Below are 18,349 nucleotides of genomic sequence, written 5' to 3' on the forward strand. Positions count from 1 at the left end.
AATCTTCAATGTCGGCCTGAGGCAGAAATCAGCAGGAATGATCGATGCTGCCATCGAAGCCATTGTGCCTCAGATCGGCAATGCGGACGATCATGCTCCGTTTGGGATCGAATGGAAGATCCTGAAAAGCGAAGTCGCGATAGAAGTCTCTTACGCCTTCGTCCAGCGGGTGTGTGATAACGCCGAAGCAGCCGATATTGCTGGAAAACCGCACCGCCGTCCTGAGCGCAAACAGGAGAAGGGAGCGCCCGCAGCCGCGTCCCTGATATTTGCGATCGACGGCCAACTGGCCGAGCAGGATTACCGGAATGGGATCAGGCCGATTACGCTGTGCCGATTTGGGCAGGTATGCGCGTTCGATATGGCCAGCGCTCAGCGCAACGTAAGCCGCTATCCCACCGGTTTCGGAATCACAGATGAGGCTCGTCCGCGACAATCCATCCTGCTGGTTGCGCCATGCATGACGGCGAAGCCAGTTGTTCAACGACTCACGACCGCAATCGAAAGCGTCCCAGCTGTCATCTCCGGCAAGCGGGCGGGGTGGCGTCAGTCCCGCCATACTGGCCTGGACGCAGCAAGCCTTTGCAGTCCAGGCATGGTCGTTGGCGTCGATTTCGCCCAGGCCTCGAATTGTTCCCAATCGACTGCGGGAATAACGACGACACGGCCGCCCAAAACCTCCATCTCGGCCGCCTCAACAGCCTTGCGCCGAATGAAGTCGCTCAGATTTGTATGAGCCTGCCTGGCGGCGGCCTCGAGAATGTCACGCTCGTCCGAGGTGACGCGAACGCTGACAGGCGCCATGCTGGACATCGATAGGGCTCCATATTTTGTATGACAATAGCATACGATCGCCAGTATCGCCAGCGCTACCAGATGCCGGTTCTGAGCCCCGTCCAGAGATAGAACCAGATCGTCGGGTGGTACCACTGTTTAGATGGCAGGCCTGGATCGAACGTCACGAGTTTTCCGGCCAGAGCATCGCTGACCGCCTCGACGCAGATGTCGCGCGAAAACGCGGTTTGGCGCAGCGCATAGCTTGAGATCGTGTCGCCTGGTTTCGGCTGACCGTAGGCCTGTTTCAGCACGCCGCCCGTATCCACGCCGGCATCGACCAGATGCACCGTGGTGCCGAAATTCGCGGAATCGCCCGATGCCAACGCCCAGTAGCCGCCGTTCATGCCGCGATATTTCGGCGTGATACCTGCATGATAGTTGAGCACCGGGCAAGGCATCCTGGCCAACATGTCCTTCGACAGGAGTCGGCAGCCGTTAAGCAGGACGATGCCTGGCTGGATTCTCTGGATCGCCGCTAGACACTCCGGCCCGTTGGCCGAGGCAACATGGATGATCTCCTGGCCCGGCCGCGGCTCGGTCTCGAGCTTCTCCTGCGCAATCAACCGGGCGGCATGGCTGGCGTAGAGCCGCTTGCCCAGCCTGCTCAGCACCATCGTGCCGAGCTGGCCGGTGGCCTGCAGCCAGCCCTGGCGCCGGGCACGGCCAAGCAGCAATCGCTTTTTGGATTCAGGGACTTCCAGGATCACGATGACTGGGCCGACATGGTCGGCGATGGCGTTGACCATTGCCCATACGTGCTGGCCTCCTCCGGTAACGACCACGATCGGTCTCGGATCGGTTTCCGGTATTGCCATTGATCTTGCCACCCCTGGGACCAACTGCCACGGCCGGAGCTTAGACGAGGCGGGTTAATCCTTGGTATGCCGGAGCCGTCAGGAAGGCTCCGCTCAGCGCTTGAACTCCATGATGTCGAGCTTCGATTCGTAATAGGGAGCGGGGAACTCGATGCGCCATTCCCCGGCGCTATTGCGGAAGGCGTAGCCGACCTGGTCTGTTTGAGAGCCGCTGCCATAGGGTTTTGCCTGGTCGTTGTTGACGGAACCGGAACCGAGATAGATCGCGCGCTTTTCGCCGTCGTCGAAGAAGCGGCCCTTGGTGCGCTGCGAGCCGGTGAGCTTTTCCAGCCGCCAGCCGGAGCCATCGTCGGTCACCCGGCATTTGAACCAGCCATAGATAACGAGCGGGCTCAGCCCGCCCACCTTGATGGTGCGGCATTGCCATTTGCCGGTGAGGTCCTTCTCGGAGAAAGCAACCAGCGGCTTGGCAAGCAAGGCGTCGAGCTGCCTGACCTCGCCAGGATTGCCCGCCTTCGCCTCGGCAAGAGCCGCCTTGCGCGTCTCGCCATATTTGTCCAGCCGCGCCTTGTCGGCGGCGGTGATCAGCTTCTGCACCTCGCCGTCAGCAAGCGCGGGCAAGGTGCAGCAGAGAAGGCCGGCAACGGCAAGCATCAGGCGAAGGGTCATCGGCATTCCTCGTCGGTGTCCGGCAGCCGACCACTGGACGGCGCCTTTGCATGGGTTGCGCGCAATTTACCCATTCGCGGCAGGCTGTCATCCGTGCTTAACAACGAAACCACGCCGCGATCCAAATTAAGGCAATTGGCCTGGGAACAGATCAAGGCCATTCTCCAGTAGAAGGCGGCGATCCGTCCTGTCTTCGCCTTCGGAAAGGGCGATAATCGCCAATCGCCGCGCAAGAGGGCCGCAGCCCAGCCAGCGTCAGACGTCAGACGTCAGCCGCGGCCTTGGCCAGCCCAGCCGTCAGATCGCCATAGCCTGTCGCGCGCCGCTCATAGACGAGGCCAAGCAGTTTCGCGGCCTTTTCCGCGACCTTGTCGAGCTCCGGATCGTCGGTCTGGGCCAGGTAGATCAGCTTCTCGTAATTGCCGAAATAGTCCTTGATCAGCTCCGGATGCCTGTCGAGACCGAGCGGCTTCATGAAGAAGGCATCGAATTGGCGGCAGAGGAAATCGGTCATGTAGAAGGACATCATGTCGTCGTCGGCGACCTTCGCATAGGCATCCATGCCCTGGTAGAAGGCGAAGCAATGCGGACCGGCCATGCGTTCGACGCCATGCTTCTCGCAGACCCGATCGAGCAGGCCGCCGGTGCCGCAATCGGCGTAACCGACGAAGATGTTGCTGTAGCCTTCCGCCTTGGCCTTTTCGATGGCCTTGTCCATCGCCGGCGCGATGCGGTCCGGATAGAAATGAAACTCGGCCGGGAGGCATGTCAATTCGAGGTGATGGAGCCCGAGCTGTTCCTTGACGGCCAACACCTCGCGCGCAATCATCCCGCAGGCGATGATGAGCAGCTTGTCCGCTTGATTCTGCTTGGGTCTGGGCATCTTCATGAAACCAGCCGAGCCGGCTTTCGTTGCTGTGGGGCGATCTACCGAGAGAGGGATAAACCGTCGATGAAACTGTTACGCATTGCGCCAATCGCAATCCTGGCTTGTGCCCTGGCCCTTTCGGCCTGTGCCAACACCGTCCGCGGCGTCGGCAGGGATATCAAGTCTACCGCGAAAGCCGTTGACGATACCGTCAAGAAACCCTGACCGCTGCTCCCAACATCTGGGAACAAAAAAGCCGCGCTGCAAGGCGCGGCTTCGTTTGTTGAGCGTCCGCCTTGCCCTTGTATCAGGCGGAAGCGCGCACATTGTGTTTGCGCTTCATGTAGTCCTTGGCGGTCTCGACCGCCACAGCGGCGTCGCGGCAATAGGCGTCGGCGCCGACCGCCTTGCCGAATTCCTCGTTCAGCGGCGCGCCGCCGACCAGGACGACGTAGTCGTCGCGGATGCCTTTTTCCTTCATAGTGTCGATGACGACCTTCATGTAAGGCATGGTCGTGGTCAGCAGCGCCGACATGCCGATAATGTCCGGCTGGTGCTGCTCGATGGCATCGAGATATTTCTCGACCGCATTGTTGATGCCAAGGTCGATGACGTCGAAGCCGGCGCCTTCCATCATCATGCCGACGAGGTTCTTGCCGATATCATGGATGTCGCCCTTGACGGTGCCGATCACCATCTTGCCCTGCTTGGGCGCGCCGGTGGCGGCGAGCAGCGGGCGCAGGATGAACATGCCGGCCTTCATCGCATTGGCCGACAGCAACACTTCGGGGACGAACAGGATGCCGTCGCGAAAATCCTCGCCGACGATGCGCATGCCTTCGACCAGCGCTTCCGTGAGCACCTTGTAGGGTGCCCAGCCGCGCTCGAGCAGGATGCGCGTGCCTTCCTCGATCTCTTCCTTCAGACCGTCATAGAGATCGTCGTGCATCTGCTGCACCAACTCGTCGTCGGAAAGCTCGGAGAGGATAATCTCGTCGTCGGACATTGTTTCTCAGGCTCCTTGCTGCCGGGAACGACCATGGCAGCTTAAAATCAACGCGCCAATACCTAACCCGCAAGGGGCGGGTATCCATAGCTGATTTGCGACTTCCCGCAAAAGGAAAGCGACTGAAAAATCTATCGGTTTTCTTGTCGATTTTGCGACAGGCGTTGGCGCGGACGGGCCGTTTCGAATAGGGTGCATGGCTACGATCCGCCGGAAGCCGCGTTCGGCGGCCACAACGGTTCCGGGCCGGGCGCTAGTCAAGCCGGTCCAAATTCAGGGAAGAACGATCATGAGCGAACACGCGGCAGTGGACCAGGAAGCGTCAAACGCGCGACGTGGACGCGGCGCCAGCGGCGGGGCGGCGGCAAGGCGGGCGGCGCGTTCGGGCGGCGGTCCCGGCACCCAGCTCACCTACATCAAGCGCAAGATCAACGTCTATGAAGTGCTGGACGAGGAAGGCCTGGCGCTGATCGAGAAGAACACCGACACGGTGCTCGAAGAAATCGGCATCATCTTCCGCGACGATGCGGAGGCGTTGCAGCTGTGGAAAGAGGCGGGCGCCGACGTCAAGGGCGAACGCGTGCATTTCCCGAAGGGGCTCTGCCGTTCGCTCTTGAAGACCGCGCCCCCCATCTACACCCAGCATGCCCGCAATTCCGAACGCTCGGTGCAGATCGGCGGCAATGCCACCGTCTTCGCCCCGGTCTACGGACCGCCCTTCGTGCGCGACCTCGACGGCGTCAGGCGTTACGCGACGATCGAGGATTTCCAGAATTTCGTGAAGCTCGCCTACATGGCGCCTTCGATCCACCATTCGGGCGGCACCGTGTGCGAGCCGGTCGACGTACCGGTCAACAAGCGCCATCTCGACATGATCTACGCGCACATCAAATATTCCGACAAGCCGTTCATGGGTTCGGTCACCGCGCCGGAACGTGCTGAGGACACGGTCGCCATGGCCAAGCTGGTGTTCGGCAACGACTTCGTCGAAAACAACACGGTCCTGACCAGCCTGATCAACGCCAACTCGCCGATGGTCTTCGACGAGACCATGCTTGGCGCGCTGAAGGTCTATGCGCGCCACAACCAGGCCTGCATCGTCACGCCGTTCATCCTCGCCGGCGCGATGAGCCCGGTGACGGTGGCCGGCACGCTGACCCAGGTGCTTGCCGAGGTGCTTGCCGGCGCTTCGTTCACGCAGCTGATCCGGCCCGGCGCGCCGGTGCTGTTCGGCACCTTCGCCTCGTCGATCTCGATGCAGTCGGGCGCGCCGACCTTCGGCACGCCGGAGCCGTCGCTGGTGTCGTACGGCGCCGCACAGCTCGCACGGCGCCTCGGCCTGCCGTTCCGCACCGGCGGTTCGCTCTGCGCCTCGAAAATCCCCGACGCGCAGGCAGCTTATGAAAGCGCCAACACGCTGAACTCGACCATTCTGGCCGGCACCAATTTCGTCCTCCATTCGGCCGGCTGGCTCGAGGGCGGGCTGGCGTCCTGCTACGAAAAATTCATGATGGACATCGACCAGCTCGGCATGACGCAAAAATTCTCCGAAGGCGTCGACCTGTCGGAAAACGGCCAGGCGATGGACGCCATCCGCCAGGTCGGGCCGGGCAGCCACTATCTCGGCTGCGACCACACGCAGGCGAATTTCCAGACTGCCTTCTATCGCTCCAACATCGCCGACAACAATTCCTACGAGCAGTGGCTCGCCGAAGGCGAGAAGACCGCGCCGCAACGCGCCAACGAACTCGCCCGCCGCTGGCTGGAATCTTATGAGGCGCCGCATCTAGATCCGGCGATCGACGAAGCGCTGAAGGACTTCATCGCCAAGAAGAAGGGGTCGATGCCCGACGCCTTCACGTGAAAGGAGCCCGAGTCAGGCGGGGCTAAAGTCGCCAACATCATCCACAAGGAAGTCTGGCGGAGCGCCTTCTCCGATCCGGTCAAGAAGGGATGATTCCTTCGCGCGGCAGGATGGAGGAGATTGCGGCCGTGCTTGGCGCCGACGGCCTCATCCTGCGTGGCGGCTTCACCTTTGCGGACGGCGAGGCGGCGCCTTGTGTCCGCTCCGGTGCACCAGCCAGGTCGGCGCTGCTGGTGGGACAGGCGGGGGCAGCACCCTGGCCGCATTTTCTGCGCTGGCGTGAAAAGCAGCCGCGAGCAATCGCCAATCCGCTCGACACCTGGTCCCGGCAGGTCATAGGCGCGGTCGCGGAAGAATTCGGCGCACGCGCCGTGTCGCCGTCCGACAAGCCCTATCTGCCGTTCCAGCGATGGGCGATGCGGGCCGAGGGCCTGAAGCCGTCACCGCTCGGCATCCTCATGCATCCGCGATATGGGCTTTGGCATGCCTATCGCGGCGCGCTGCTGTTCGAGGACGAGATCGCGCTCCCGGAGGCTCGCGAGGCGGTCCATCTTTGCGACACCTGTGTCGACAAACCGTGCCTGAAATCCTGTCCGGTCGATGCCTATTCCATCCAAGGCTTCGCCTACCAGGCCTGCCTGGCGCATGTGCGCGGGCCGAGTGGCGACCCCTGTTGTGACGGCGGCTGCCTTGACCGCAACGCCTGTCCCTATGGCACAGCCTATCGCTACCCCTCAGAGGTGCAGGCCTTCCACATGGCAGCGTTCGCGGGCCGGTAAGCTCGTCGCGCTGCCGCACGAAATGTTGACTGCCAAAATCAGGCAACAGCTTGCCCTGTCGGCTTGCCCGGATATGTATCGCCCAGCAACCGAACGGAGCTGGCGATGCCGAAACAGGACCTTCAGATCAAGACCAGGGACGGCACGGCGAGGGCGGGGCTGTTCCGCCCGGCCAACGCTTCCCCGCCCAGGGCCGGCATCATCCTCTATATGGATGCCTTCGGCCCACGCCCGGCGCTCGACGGCATGGCCGAGCGGCTGGCGGAGGAGGGCTACGCCGTGCTGGTGCCCGATCTCTTCTATCGCAACGCGCCCTACGGTCCGTTCGATGCCAAGACCGCCTTCGTCGAGGAGAAAACCAAGGTGCCGCTGATGGCGCTGATCAGCGGCACGACGCAGGAAATGACGATTGCCGACAGCGGCGCCTTCCTCGACACACTCGCTGCCGAAGGCGTCACCGGGCCGATCGGCGTTGTCGGCTATTGCATGGGCGGCGCGCGCGCGCTGAACGCAGCCGCCTCCTATCCGGATCGCATCAGGGCGGCGGCCAGTTTCCACGGCGGCAATCTCGCCAGCGACGCGGCCGACAGTCCGCACCGCAAGGCGGGGTCGGTCAAGGCACGCGTCCATGTCGGCATGGCCGGCGTCGACAGGAGTTTTCCGCCCGAACAGTCGGCGCGGCTGGCCGAGGCGTTCAGGGCGGCGGAAGTCGATTACGTGCTGGAGAATTATGTCGGCATGGCGCATGGCTGGTGCGTGCCGGACCACAGCGTCTACAACGAAGATGGCGCCGAGCGGCACTGGAACCGGTTGATCACCCTGTTTTCCGAGACGCTCGGGTAGGTCCTTCGGCCCAAACGCAAACCCAGCCTAATTCGCCGGACGCGGCTGCGTAAACTTTCATGAGTTCGCGCCGCCCCTTCGGGCACCTTCTCCCGTAGAACGGGGAGAAGGAAGAGGTACCAGTAAAAAAATCTTTCCCTCACCCCAAGGATTGGCCATTAGCCTTCGTCCAACAGGCAAATGATGGCGATGATGCTGGATGAGAGCGAAGCCTCCGACGCCGAACTGATCGGGCGGGCGAAGGGCGGAGACAGGGGAGCTTTCGGCGCGTTGCTCGAAAGGCACTATGACTTCGTCTATCGCGCCGCCTACCGCTGGTGCGGTCGGAAGGCGGACGCCGAAGACATCGCCCAGGAAGTCTGCGTCCGGCTCGGCAAGTCGATCCGCGACTATCGCGGCGGCAGCGCCTTCACCACGTGGCTCTATGCCATGACGCTGAACGCCGCGCGCGACATGATGCGCAAGAGCGCCCGCGAGACGGTCAAGACCGAAGCCTATGGCGTCCATGCGCTGATTTCGGGCGAGGATCCTGCCGAGAACGAGGATCCTGCCGAGAACGAGGATCCTGCCGAGGCGATGTGGGTCGCGGTGCGGCAACTGCCCGACAAGCAGCGCGACGCCGTGCTGCTGGTCTATGGCGAGGGCTTGAGCCACGCGGCCGCTGCCGAGGCGATGGCGATCTCGGAGACGACGGTTTCCTGGCACATCCATGAAGCGAAGAAACGGCTGAGGACGCTCATGCGCTCGGCCGGGGAAGTGTGACCATGGTCGACGACAAGGACCTTAGAAGGCTGCGCGACATCGCAGCACCGGCACCCGGCGCGAGCGCGAAGGCGCGCGCCTTCGAGGCGGCCTTGCGCGCCTATGATGGGGAAAATATTTCTACCGTGAGCCAAGGATCGGCCGGCGGCCTTCGTCTCACAGAGCGAGCACAAAAGCTCTGGAGCGAAATCATGCAAAAGAAACTCATTGCCACGCCGGCCATTGCCGGGCTCGTCGCGCTGCCGATCGCCGGATACGCCACTTTCCATATGCTGAGGGAACAGCCGTCCACTTTCGGCGGCGACGAAAAGATCACCGAGACGCTGGCCGACAAGCCCGCCACCGTGAAGCCGCTGGCCAAACAAGCGGCGGGCGATCAGGCGATCAACGAACCGCTCGCAACGAGCGCGCCTGAGAAAGACAAGAAGACCGACGCGGAAAGCCGCGACGAAACGGAGGCCTTGGCGGCGCCGAGCAAATCCGAATCGGCCGTTGCTGGAGGCCTGGCGCCGCAGAATGCGCAGGAACAGGTTGCGCCGGCGGAACCTGCGCCACCTGCGCCAACGGGCGAGTTCGCCCTGGATAGCACTGCCGCGCCCAGCACGTCGCGAGCCGCACGCATGTCCAAAATGATAGCACCGCAGCAGCCCGCCATGGCGCCGGCGGACCAGATCGCACCACAGGAGGAAAACCGCGATCGCGTCCAGGATTTTAAGACCAATCCGGTACATTCGGCACTCGAGGACCCGGTCTCGACCTTTTCGATCGACGTCGACACCGCTTCCTATTCCTTCGTGCGCCGTTCGCTGAAGGAGGGCTTCCTGCCGCAGGCCGACACGGTGCGGGTCGAGGAGATGATCAACTACTTCCCCTATGACTGGAAGGGGCCGGATGCGGCGTCGACGCCGTTCAATTCGACCGTCAGCGTCATGCCGACGCCGTGGAACGCGCACAGCAAGCTGATGCATGTCGCCATCAAGGGTTTCGACGTCAAGCCGGCCGAGCAGCCCAAGGCCAATCTGGTGTTCCTGATCGACGTCTCGGGCTCGATGGACGAACCGGATAAATTGCCGCTGCTCAAGTCGGCATTCCGGCTGCTGGTCAGCAAGCTGAAGGCCGACGACACCATCTCGATCGTCACCTATGCCGGCGATGCCGGCACGGTGCTGATGCCGACAAAGGTTGCCGAGAAGGACAAGATCCTCAACGCCATCGACAATTTGCAGCCGGGTGGCTCGACGGCCGGCGAGGCGGGCATCAAGGAGGCCTACAAGTTGGCCGAGCAGTCCTTCATCAAGGACGGGGTCAACCGCGTGATGCTCGCCACCGACGGCGACTTCAATGTCGGCCAGAGCGACGAGGACGATCTCAAGCGCCTGATCGAACAAGAGCGCAAGAGCGGCGTCTTCTTGTCGGTGTTCGGCTTCGGCCGCGGCAATCTCAACGACGAGATGATGCAGACCATCGCCCAGAACGGCAATGGCACCGCCGCCTATATCGACACCCTGGCCGAGGCCGAGAAGGTGCTGGTCGAGGATGCCTCCTCGACGCTGTTCCCCATCGCCAAGGACGTGAAGATCCAGGTCGAGTTCAATCCGCAGAAGGTCTCGGAGTACAGGCTGATCGGCTATGAGACCCGCGCCTTGAACCGCGAGGATTTCAACAATGACCGCGTCGATGCCGGCGACATCGGTTCGGGCCATTCGGTCACCGCGATCTACGAGATCACGCCCAAGGGCAGCGGCGGCGAACGGATCGACCCGCTGCGCTATGGCCAAGCCGCGGTGAACAATGGCGGCGTCGCCAATGCGGACGAATACGCCTTCGTCAAGATACGCTACAAGCTGCCCAACGAGGACGTCTCGAAGCTGATCACCACGCCGGTTACGTCGGCCAACGAAGTTGCGTCCTTCGGCGAGGCCAGCGCCGACCAGCGTTTCTCCGTCGCCGTCGCGGCGTTCGGCCAGAAGCTGCGCGAGGAGGATGCAACGGCGAAGTTCGGCTACGACAAGATCTTGGAGATCGCCACAGCCGCCCGGGGAGCCGACCCGTTTGGGTACAGGTCCGAGTTCCTCTCGCTTGTGCGCCTTGCCTCGGCGCTGAGCGGCAACCGCTGATGTTGATGACGGTCGGTTTCTTCCAGATGGGGTCGTTCTGATGGGAAAACCGGCCACGGGCGGGTGAGGCGAGGCCGGCGAGGGGGCATTCCCTGCCGGCCCGTTTTTTTCGGAATTTGCGATCGTTAAATTGCGCGGCATTTCCGGTACCGGATCGCAATTTCCTCTTGTTACGCCGGATAGGTGTGTGGGGCTGAGGGAGCCGGAATTGCAGATCAGGACTACCGCCAACTCGACACCGCCGGCACGGGACGCTTCGGCGGCCGCCCAATCAGCCAAATCCAGGCGCATCGGCGACGATGTCGCGCAGGCGCGCCACACCGCCATGTCGGCTCTGACCAACGACCGTTTCCGCATTATGCTGGAGCAGATCACCGATCCGGTTTCATCCGGAGCGCTGATGACGATGCGCGGCGACAATGTCGTCGATCTCAAATCGGCGCAGTCGAGCTACGCCGACAACAGCGAATAATTAGAAAGCGGTGGCTTCAGGCCCGGCTGCGACGACGCTCGCGGCGGGCCTCGCTGGTCTCGGCGCTGTTCGCCGTGGCCACCTTGTTGCGCATCGGACCGATGCGCTCGACGATCGTCTCGACGGTCGGACGATCCGCCTTGGTGTGGGCGTCGAGCGCCTTGCGCATGGCGGCCAGGTGCTGGAACGAGGTGCCGCAGCAGCCGCCGATGATTTTCGCGCCGCCGTCGACAGCAAGGCGCACATAGTCGGCCATCAGTTCGGGCGTGCCGGAATAGTGGATCTCGGTGCCGCGGAATTCGGGAATGCCGCAATTGCCCTTGACGATCACGGTTGCCTCCGGCTTCGCCTGCGTCATGTCGAGCAGCGAGGCGAGGATGTCGGAAGCGCCGACGCCGCAATTGGCGCCGACGCCGAGCGGTGCTTGCGACAAGCCATCGGCGACGCCGTGTATGTCCTTCGGCAGCAGGCCCATCATGGTGCGGCCGGCGGTGTCGAAGGAACCGGTATAGGTATAGGGCAGGCCGACGCGGATCGCCGCTTGGGCGGCGGCACGGATCTCGTCGGGCGCCGACATGGTCTCGATCCAGGCGACCTCGGCGCCGCCCTCCTTGAGGCCTTCGATCTGCTCGGCGAAGGCGTCGACCGCCTCGTCATAGGTCATGGCGCCGAGCGGCACCAGCAACTCACCGGTCGGGCCAACGGAGCCGGCGACGATCACCTTGCGCCCGGCCTTGTCGGCAACGGCGCGGGCGATCTCGGCGGCGCGCTTGTTCAGGGCGTGCACGCGGTCCTGGGCATGATGCAGCTTCAGCCGGTGACGGGTGCCGCCGAAGGAATTGGTCAGGATGATATCGGCGCCGGCGTCGACGAAATTCTGGTGCAGGCTGGTGATGGTGTCGGGCGCGGTCTCGTTCAGCAACTCCGGCGCCTCGCCAGCCTCCAGACCCATTGCGAACAAATTGGTGCCGGTGGCGCCGTCAGCCAAAAGCACGCCTTTTTGCGCCAGCAGCGCGTCGATCGGGTTGGTCGTCGTCATCGGATTGGCTTTCACATTCTGAATTCGAATAAGGATATAAAGAAATCTTTATGTCCGGTCAATAAAATAGCGACGGCGGAGTCGCAGTTAAAGGGCGCGGTTACGGGTGCGCGCTGTCATGCGGAACCTGATGGGAACGACATGCCGGCCAGATTGCGCGCGAAGCTTGCTGCCTCATGCGGGTTGACGTCGGCGGCCCGGATCAGATTGTCGAAATGCCGGGTCAATGCCTGGACCGGCTGGGTGGCGTTCAGCACGACATACATGTCGCCGACATAAATAGCGGCGCGGTATGGTCCGAAGATGGTGAGCGGGATCGAATAGCGCATGCGGCCGTCGTAGAGAAACAGGCGGAAAGTCGGGTAGAGATCATCAAGCAGCGTCGCCATATGGGCGAGTTGCTGCTGACGGTCGGCCTCCGGAAAGCGATCCCAGACGCCGAGGCCGCGTGCAAAAATCTCCAGCGTGTGACGCGGCATGCAGACTTCCATGTCGGTCTCCGGGCGCCGGTTGTATTCGATGCGGTATCGGGTCTCGCTGGCCTGTGCGAGCCTGCTCCTGTTGGTGATGTTTGCCTCATAGTCGACCAGCGCGTGCGTCCGCAGAAGATCGGGAATGCCGGCCGGCACATAGCGGATCTTGGTGCCCGCGGCCTCGGCGAACCATCTGGCCAGAAGCGTGCGGTCAAAACCGTCGGGGGCTTCCTCGATCTCCAGGCTTTCGCGGATTTCGCCGGTGACGCCCTCGTCCTGGCTGAGGCCGAGCAGCCAATCCAGCGACACCTTGAACTCGGCCGCGATATTGAGGAGCGTTTCGGCCCGCGGCAGGCGCGTCGACGCGCCCGACATCAGCTGCGACAGCGCCGACCGATCGATGCCGACGGCGGTGGCGAAGGCGGACTGGTTGAGGTCGGACCTTGTCAGGAGCAACTTGAGACGCTCCCGAAAGATTGCTGACAGATCTCGTTTGTCCATCTTCCAAGTCTCCGAATCATGAGGAAAAATTTTCGCCGAGACGTCCTGACGAGGCGCTCCAGGCGTAAATGAATCCCTAGGTCTGTTTACAATCTGTAACATGTGCGGTTGAAAATGCGCAATCGCAACATTTTGTACACTTTGTCTCGTTGAGTGGAATCGTTTCTCCTGACACTATGCTGTCAGGAGCTACTGGGGTTCCGGCGACTGAGGGGCAGTGGTCGATAGCATGACTGGCAAGAGCATCAGGCGACGCAATACACCGGCCATCGAGTGGCCAACCGTAGCCCTCGCTTTCTTCTGTTACGGAGCATGGCTCGCCACCGGCCTTCTGCTCTGGCCGTCCTATCCGATCTTCGCGCTCACTCTCCTCGGTTTCATCCTGGCACTTCAGTCGTCGATCATGCACGAAGTGCTGCACGGCCATCCGACGCGCAATGCCCTGATCAACGAGGCTTTCGTCTTCCTGCCGATCGGTCTGGTCTGGCCGTTCCGCCGCTTCAAGACGCTTCATCTGCGCCATCATGCCGACGAGCGCCTGACCGATCCGCTCGACGATCCGGAAAGCTACTACCAGGCGCTTTGGCAGCATGACGACCTGCCGCGAGCAATGAAATTCCTGCTCAGGATCAACAACACCATGGCCGGCCGGTTCTTTCTCGGTCCCTGGCTGTCCTGCATCGGCTTCTTCATCGACGACGCCAAACATATGATGGCCGGCGACAAGGCCATCCGCAAAGCCTGGCTGCTGCATGCGATCGGCCTCGCCGTCGTGGCGCCGATCGTGCAGTTCGGCTTTGGCATTCCGCTTTGGCTCTATATTCTCCCGGTGTGGCTCGGCCAGTCGCTGATCGCGATCCGTACCTTTGCCGAGCATCAATGGTCCGAGCATCCCGAAGGCCGCACGGTGATCATCGAGCGCTCGCCGCTGTCGTTCCTGTTCCTCAACAACAATTTGCACTTCGTCCACCACAAGACACCAACGGTGGCCTGGTACAGACTGCCCCAGCTGTTTCGTGAACGTCGCGAGGAATGGCTGCGGATGAACAATGGCTATGCCTATCCCAACTATTTCGCGCTGATCAGGTCCTATGCTTTCAAGGCCAAGGAGCCGATCGTGCATCCGGTGTTGCGGCGCCAGCCGGAGCCGGGCAGGGCGTTCAAGCCGCGCGTCAGGGCGCGCAGCATCAGCGGGCTCGGCACCGCGCCAGTCCCGGCCGAGCCGCCCAAGGAATGAAGCCCGCGACACGACGGACGGTGTCGGCTAACTCAAATCCGACGCCGCGTTTTTGTGAACCTCTCTCCAGATTTAATGGTCAGATCCCGGCATGAGCGAATTCGTTGCAGCGCTGCCGATGTATGACTGGCCGGAAGTGCGCCGCGAGGTCGACGCCCAATGGGCACTGCTGCGCGATGCCTTCCGTCAAGGGGGGATAATCGATGCGCCGGAGACCGTCATTCGCCGCAACGGCGATCTGCCGCCGGTGCCGGGTGGCATTCATAGTGGCACCGGCGTTCTGATCGCGCCCGACCCCGCGACACTGCCGCCGGACGCGCTCGATTTTCACCAGCTCTGGCTGCATCCCGCACTGCTGTTCGCGCAGACTTGCTGGGGGCCGATGGAGCTTGGCCTGGCCGGCCATGTGCAGGTTGTCGGCCAGCCGAGCTATGACGTCTACGAAGGCGGCCAGGGCGAGCTTTATTCGAGCGCGCTGGTGATGCGGGCGGACGGCAAGGCGTCGGTGCCTGCGCCTGGCAATGGCAGGCCCGTCATCCCGCTCGATCTGATCCGGGGCAAGCGCTTCACCTTCAACAGCCTCGATTCAATGTCCGGTATCATCGCGCCGACGCGCGACCTGGAGGCGTTGGGCGAAAGCCTTGATGTGTTTTCCTCGCGCAGCGAAAGCGGCGGACATCGCGCTTCGATCGTCGCCGTGGCCGAGGGCAGGGCCGATGTCGCGGCGATCGACTGCGAGAGCTGGGCGCTGGCGCAGCGCTTCGAGCGGGCCGCCCGGCAAGTGAAGGTCGTCGGCTGGACGGGCCTGCGTAAGGGCCTGCCCTTCATCACCGCGAAAACGACGCCGGAAAAAACGGTTGCCGCGATGCGCGAGGCCCTTGCCGGCTTAGCCGAGCAGCCTCGCATCCAGCGGATAGGTTGAAAGCTTTTCGTTGCCGGTGCCGGTGACCAGGATCTGTTCCTCGATCTTGACACCCTCGCGCCCGCCGAGCCTGCCGATATAGCTCTCCACGCACAGCACCATGCCTGGCTCGATCACGCCGTCGGGCGTGTCCGATGTCCAGTCGTCGGCATGCGGCAAGGTGGGGTATTCGTCGGCCAGCCCGACGCCATGGTAGAGCACACCATAGCGGGTCGGGAAACAGTCGCCGGGCGGCACCGCCGACCGGTCGACAAGGTCGCGGAAGGCGGTGCCCGGCTGTATCAATTCGGTGTTGTGCGCGATCTGGTCGGCGGCGATGCGGAAAAGATCGCGCTGTTCGTCGGTTGGCATCACATCCCCGCACAGCCAGGTGCGCGACAGGTCGGCGCAGAAGCCGTAAGGGCCGATCAGATCGGTGTCGAAGGCAACGAGGTCGCCGGCTTCTATGACGCGCGAAGAGCATTCCTGGAACCAGGGATTGGTGCGCGGTCCCGACGTCAGCAGCCGCGTCTCGATCCATTCGCCGCCGCGTGCAATGTTGCCGCGGTGCAGTTCGGCCCATAATTCATTCTCAGAGATGCCGGGCTTCAGCGCCTGTTCCATCTCGCCCATTGCCGACTCGCAGGCGACGATGGCGCGTCGCATGGCAAGGATCTCGTCAGGGGATTTGATCAGCCGCGCATTCTCCATCACCGCTTCGCCATTGCCGATGGAAATGCCAAGGCGCGCAAGTTCCTCGACGCCTTCCGGATTGATGTGGTCGACCGCGATGCGGCTGTTGCCGCCGCCATGTTCCCGCACCAGATCGGCGATCCCGCCCGCCCAGCGGCGGACCTTCTGCTCGGTGAGTTCGCCGCTGTACAGATACATCCACGAGACGGCGGGGCGAACCTCGTCGACGACGCCGGAATGGTCCGACAGATGTTCGCAGGAGAAATAGTCGAACAGCACCACCGGCCCTTCGGTGGCGACGAAACAATGCCGTGTCGGGTTGTGCGCCACCCAAAGCTGCATGTTCGTGGAATCGGTCGCATAGCGGATGTTGATGGGATCGTAGAGCAGCGCGCCGGCGTAGCCCCGGCGCCTCAGCTCGGTGCGGATGCGCTCCAGCCGGTATTTGCGCATTTCGGCCAGGTCGGGGGCGGCAATGCCTGCCGCCGCCCATTCCGCTTCGGCTGTCGCGCCGTAGCCCAGCACATGCTGGTTGAGATCAGCCGCCTTCCGGCGGGAGGCGTCGCGCAGCGCCTCGATCGAGCCCGGCACAAACGGCATGATCTTGCGGTGGCGGCCGAAGCTCCCCTTTGGCGCCGCGCTGTCCATGGCGAAACCTCAGCTCCGCATCTTCTCGCCGCTCGGGTCGAACGGCGCCTCGACATTGATGCGGGCCGGACGGCGATGGCCGAGGATTTCGATCTCGAACAGGCCGGCACTTTCATCCTCGGCCAGCGCCGCCGGCACGTAGCCCTGCGCCATCGACTTCTGGATATAGTGGGCATAGCCGCCGGAGGTAACCCAACCGACCACGCGCCAGTCGCCGTCGACGATGCCGCGCACAGCGGACGCGCCTTGCGCCGCCTTGGAGCCCCGAACTTCCTTGCCGGCTGCATCGAAACGCGGCGCGCCAAAGCCATGCGGCTTTTCCACTGTGCCATAGTCCTTGCCGACCTTGGCCCAGATCGGCTCGTCACCCATCACATCGGCGTCGGCCGCCTCGACGATGAAGGACACGCGGCGCAGCTTCGGTCCTTCAGCCCGTTCCCTGGCGGCCGCGTCGCGGCCGATGAAGTCGTTCTTCTCCAGCTTGATGAAGCGGTCCATCGAGCCTTCGAACGGTCCGTAGATCGGCCGCAATTCGCGGAACCAGGTCGGGAAGTTCTTTTCCAGGCGCATCGAGAGCAGGGCGCGCATGCCGAAATCGACCAGCCCGAATTCTTCGCCTGCGTCCTTGATCGCCTTGTAAACCAGGCGCTGATAGGCTGGCGCCATCCAGATCTCGTAGCCGAGGTCGCCGGTATAGGTAATGCGGTTGACCATGCAGGGCGCGCCGCCGACCGCCATTTCGCGGAAATCCATGAAGCGGAAGGCCTTGGTCGAGATGTCGACATCGACCAGCTTCTGCAGGAGATCCCGCGACTTCGGTCCGGCAATCGACAGGCCGACAAGCGTCTGGTCGAAGCGGTGGATGCGCACCTCTGACGCGCTTGGACCATCCTTCGGCAGGTGCTTTTCGAACCAGCGCATGTGATATTTCTGCGCGGCCGACGAGCCCCAGATCATGAAGCGGTCTTCCGCGGCCTTGGCGATTGTGAAGTCGCCGATCAGCTTGCCGAATTCGTTGATCATCGGGGTCAGCACGATGCGGCCGGCCTTCGGCATGCGGTTGGTCATCAGCCGGTTGAGGAAATCCTCCGCCCCCGGTCCGGAGACTTCGTATTTGGCGAAGTTGGCGATTTCGGTGACGCCGACGCGCTCGCGCGTGGCGCGCACTTCCTCGCCGATCGGCCCAAAATCGTTGGAGCGGTGGAAGGACACGATATCCTTCGGCTCCTTGCCCTTCGGCGCGAACCACAGCGGGGTCTCAAGGCCCCAGGAGTCGCCCATGACGGCGTTGTTGGCGAGCATGGTGTCATAAAGCGGCGTCGTCTGCGCCGGGCGCGCTGCCGGCAGTTCCTCGTTGGGGAAGCGGATCGAGAACCGGCGCGAATAGTTCTCGCGCACCTTGGCGTTGGTGTAGCGCAGGCTGGCCCATTCGCCGAAGCGGGCGACGTCCATGCCCCAGACGTCGAAGCCAGGATCGCCATGCACCATCCAGTTGGACAGCGCCAGGCCGACACCGCCGCCCTGGCTGAAGCCGGCCATGACGGCGCAGGCGCACCAGAAGTTGGTCAGGCCCTGCACCGGGCCGACCAGCGGATTGCCATCCAATGCGAAAGTGAAGGGACCGTTGATGATCTGCTTGATGCCGGCCTTCTCGATGCCGGGGAAATGCTTGAAGCCGACCTCCAGCGACGGCGCGATGCGGTCGAGGTCGGGTTGCAACAGCTCGTGGCCGAAATCCCAGGGCGTGTTGACCGGCGACCATGGCTTGCACGCCTTTTCGTAAGTGCCGAGCAGGATGCCGTTGCGCTCCTGGCGGGTGTAGATC

The 18,349-nt window shown here is 62.9% G+C and carries 18 protein-coding genes; 8 read left to right on the forward strand and 10 right to left on the reverse strand.

Going from position 1 to position 18,349, the window contains the following annotated elements; translation table 11 throughout:
* Nucleotides 1-28: 28 nt before the first annotated feature.
* The 6 genes from FJ940_RS14770 to FJ940_RS14800 all read right to left on the reverse strand — a co-directional run bounded on the left by FJ940_RS14770 (nt 29) and on the right by FJ940_RS14800 (nt 4,195).
* Nucleotides 29-484, reverse strand: a complete 456-nt coding sequence (locus tag FJ940_RS14770) for a GNAT family N-acetyltransferase (RefSeq protein WP_318012537.1) — start codon at nt 482-484, stop codon at nt 29-31.
* Between the two features lie 62 nt (nt 485-546).
* Nucleotides 547-813, reverse strand: a complete 267-nt coding sequence (locus tag FJ940_RS14775) for a DUF6290 family protein (RefSeq protein ID WP_140559615.1) — start codon at nt 811-813, stop codon at nt 547-549.
* A 56-nt stretch (nt 814-869) separates the two neighbouring features.
* Nucleotides 870-1,652: a formyl transferase gene (locus tag FJ940_RS14780; RefSeq protein WP_140656994.1), complete on the reverse strand. Its 783-nt coding sequence runs from the start codon at nt 1,650-1,652 to the stop codon at nt 870-872.
* Nucleotides 1,653-1,745: 93 nt separating this feature from the next.
* Complete coding sequence (locus tag FJ940_RS14785; RefSeq protein ID WP_140579816.1) at nt 1,746-2,321, reverse strand: DUF4893 domain-containing protein; 576 nt, start codon at nt 2,319-2,321, stop codon at nt 1,746-1,748.
* Between the two features lie 262 nt (nt 2,322-2,583).
* On the reverse strand, nt 2,584-3,210 hold the full coding sequence (locus FJ940_RS14790) for a DUF1638 domain-containing protein (RefSeq protein ID WP_140555044.1): 627 nt from the start codon (nt 3,208-3,210) through the stop codon (nt 2,584-2,586).
* 286 nt (nt 3,211-3,496) lie between these two features.
* Nucleotides 3,497-4,195 carry a B12-binding domain-containing protein gene (locus FJ940_RS14800; RefSeq protein ID WP_140495658.1) on the reverse strand — a complete coding sequence of 233 codons (699 nt, stop codon included), beginning with the start codon at nt 4,193-4,195 and terminating at the stop codon, nt 3,497-3,499.
* A gap of 289 nt (nt 4,196-4,484) precedes the next feature.
* Here FJ940_RS14800 and FJ940_RS14805 point away from each other — a divergent pair, with 289 nt between their 5' ends.
* From FJ940_RS14805 to FJ940_RS28480, 6 genes are all read left to right on the forward strand, one after another.
* A complete protein-coding gene (locus FJ940_RS14805) occupies nt 4,485-6,059 on the forward strand; it encodes a trimethylamine methyltransferase family protein (protein ID WP_140516329.1) in 1,575 nt (524 codons plus the stop codon).
* Nucleotides 6,060-6,148: 89 nt separating this feature from the next.
* Nucleotides 6,149-6,838, forward strand: a complete 690-nt coding sequence (locus tag FJ940_RS14810; RefSeq protein ID WP_140656996.1) for a 4Fe-4S dicluster domain-containing protein — start codon at nt 6,149-6,151, stop codon at nt 6,836-6,838.
* Nucleotides 6,839-6,943: 105 nt separating this feature from the next.
* The gene (locus FJ940_RS14815) at nt 6,944-7,681 is read left to right on the forward strand and encodes a dienelactone hydrolase family protein (protein ID WP_140656998.1); all 738 of its coding nucleotides are present in this window, start codon (nt 6,944-6,946) and stop codon (nt 7,679-7,681) included.
* 183 nt (nt 7,682-7,864) lie between these two features.
* Nucleotides 7,865-8,443: an RNA polymerase sigma factor gene (locus FJ940_RS14820; RefSeq protein WP_140657000.1), complete on the forward strand. Its 579-nt coding sequence runs from the start codon at nt 7,865-7,867 to the stop codon at nt 8,441-8,443.
* A 2-nt stretch (nt 8,444-8,445) separates the two neighbouring features.
* Nucleotides 8,446-10,560: a VWA domain-containing protein gene (locus tag FJ940_RS14825; protein WP_140657002.1), complete on the forward strand. Its 2,115-nt coding sequence runs from the start codon at nt 8,446-8,448 to the stop codon at nt 10,558-10,560.
* 208 nt (nt 10,561-10,768) lie between these two features.
* Entirely contained in the window at nt 10,769-11,032 is a 264-nt protein-coding gene (locus FJ940_RS28480) for a hypothetical protein (RefSeq protein WP_181170866.1), read from the forward strand.
* A gap of 16 nt (nt 11,033-11,048) precedes the next feature.
* Here the strand turns inward: FJ940_RS28480 and bmt are convergent, their stop codons facing one another.
* Nucleotides 11,049-12,071 carry a betaine--homocysteine S-methyltransferase gene (bmt, locus tag FJ940_RS14835; protein WP_181170867.1) on the reverse strand — a complete coding sequence of 341 codons (1,023 nt, stop codon included), beginning with the start codon at nt 12,069-12,071 and terminating at the stop codon, nt 11,049-11,051.
* Between the two features lie 116 nt (nt 12,072-12,187).
* Nucleotides 12,188-13,045, reverse strand: a complete 858-nt coding sequence (locus tag FJ940_RS14840) for a helix-turn-helix transcriptional regulator (RefSeq protein ID WP_140657004.1) — start codon at nt 13,043-13,045, stop codon at nt 12,188-12,190.
* A gap of 229 nt (nt 13,046-13,274) precedes the next feature.
* On the opposite strand from FJ940_RS14840, the gene FJ940_RS14845 reads away from it, so the two are divergent.
* Together FJ940_RS14845 and FJ940_RS14850 are read left to right on the forward strand one after the other, a co-directional pair.
* On the forward strand, nt 13,275-14,282 hold the full coding sequence (locus tag FJ940_RS14845; RefSeq protein WP_140657006.1) for a fatty acid desaturase: 1,008 nt from the start codon (nt 13,275-13,277) through the stop codon (nt 14,280-14,282).
* 91 nt (nt 14,283-14,373) lie between these two features.
* Nucleotides 14,374-15,204, forward strand: coding sequence for a PhnD/SsuA/transferrin family substrate-binding protein (locus FJ940_RS14850; RefSeq protein ID WP_140657008.1), 831 nt, complete (start codon nt 14,374-14,376; stop codon nt 15,202-15,204).
* Here the strand turns inward: FJ940_RS14850 and FJ940_RS14855 are convergent.
* The gene (locus FJ940_RS14855; RefSeq protein WP_140657010.1) at nt 15,169-16,524 is read right to left on the reverse strand and encodes a Xaa-Pro peptidase family protein; all 1,356 of its coding nucleotides are present in this window, start codon (nt 16,522-16,524) and stop codon (nt 15,169-15,171) included. The genes FJ940_RS14850 and FJ940_RS14855 overlap by 36 nt on opposite strands.
* Nucleotides 16,525-16,533: 9 nt before the next feature.
* Nucleotides 16,534-18,349 (reverse strand): FAD-dependent oxidoreductase (locus tag FJ940_RS14860; RefSeq protein WP_140657012.1); only part of this gene is annotated, 1,816 nt, incomplete at its 5' end.

Source organism: Mesorhizobium sp. B2-3-7, from assembly GCF_006442695.1.
Lineage (GTDB): Bacteria > Pseudomonadota > Alphaproteobacteria > Rhizobiales > Rhizobiaceae > Mesorhizobium.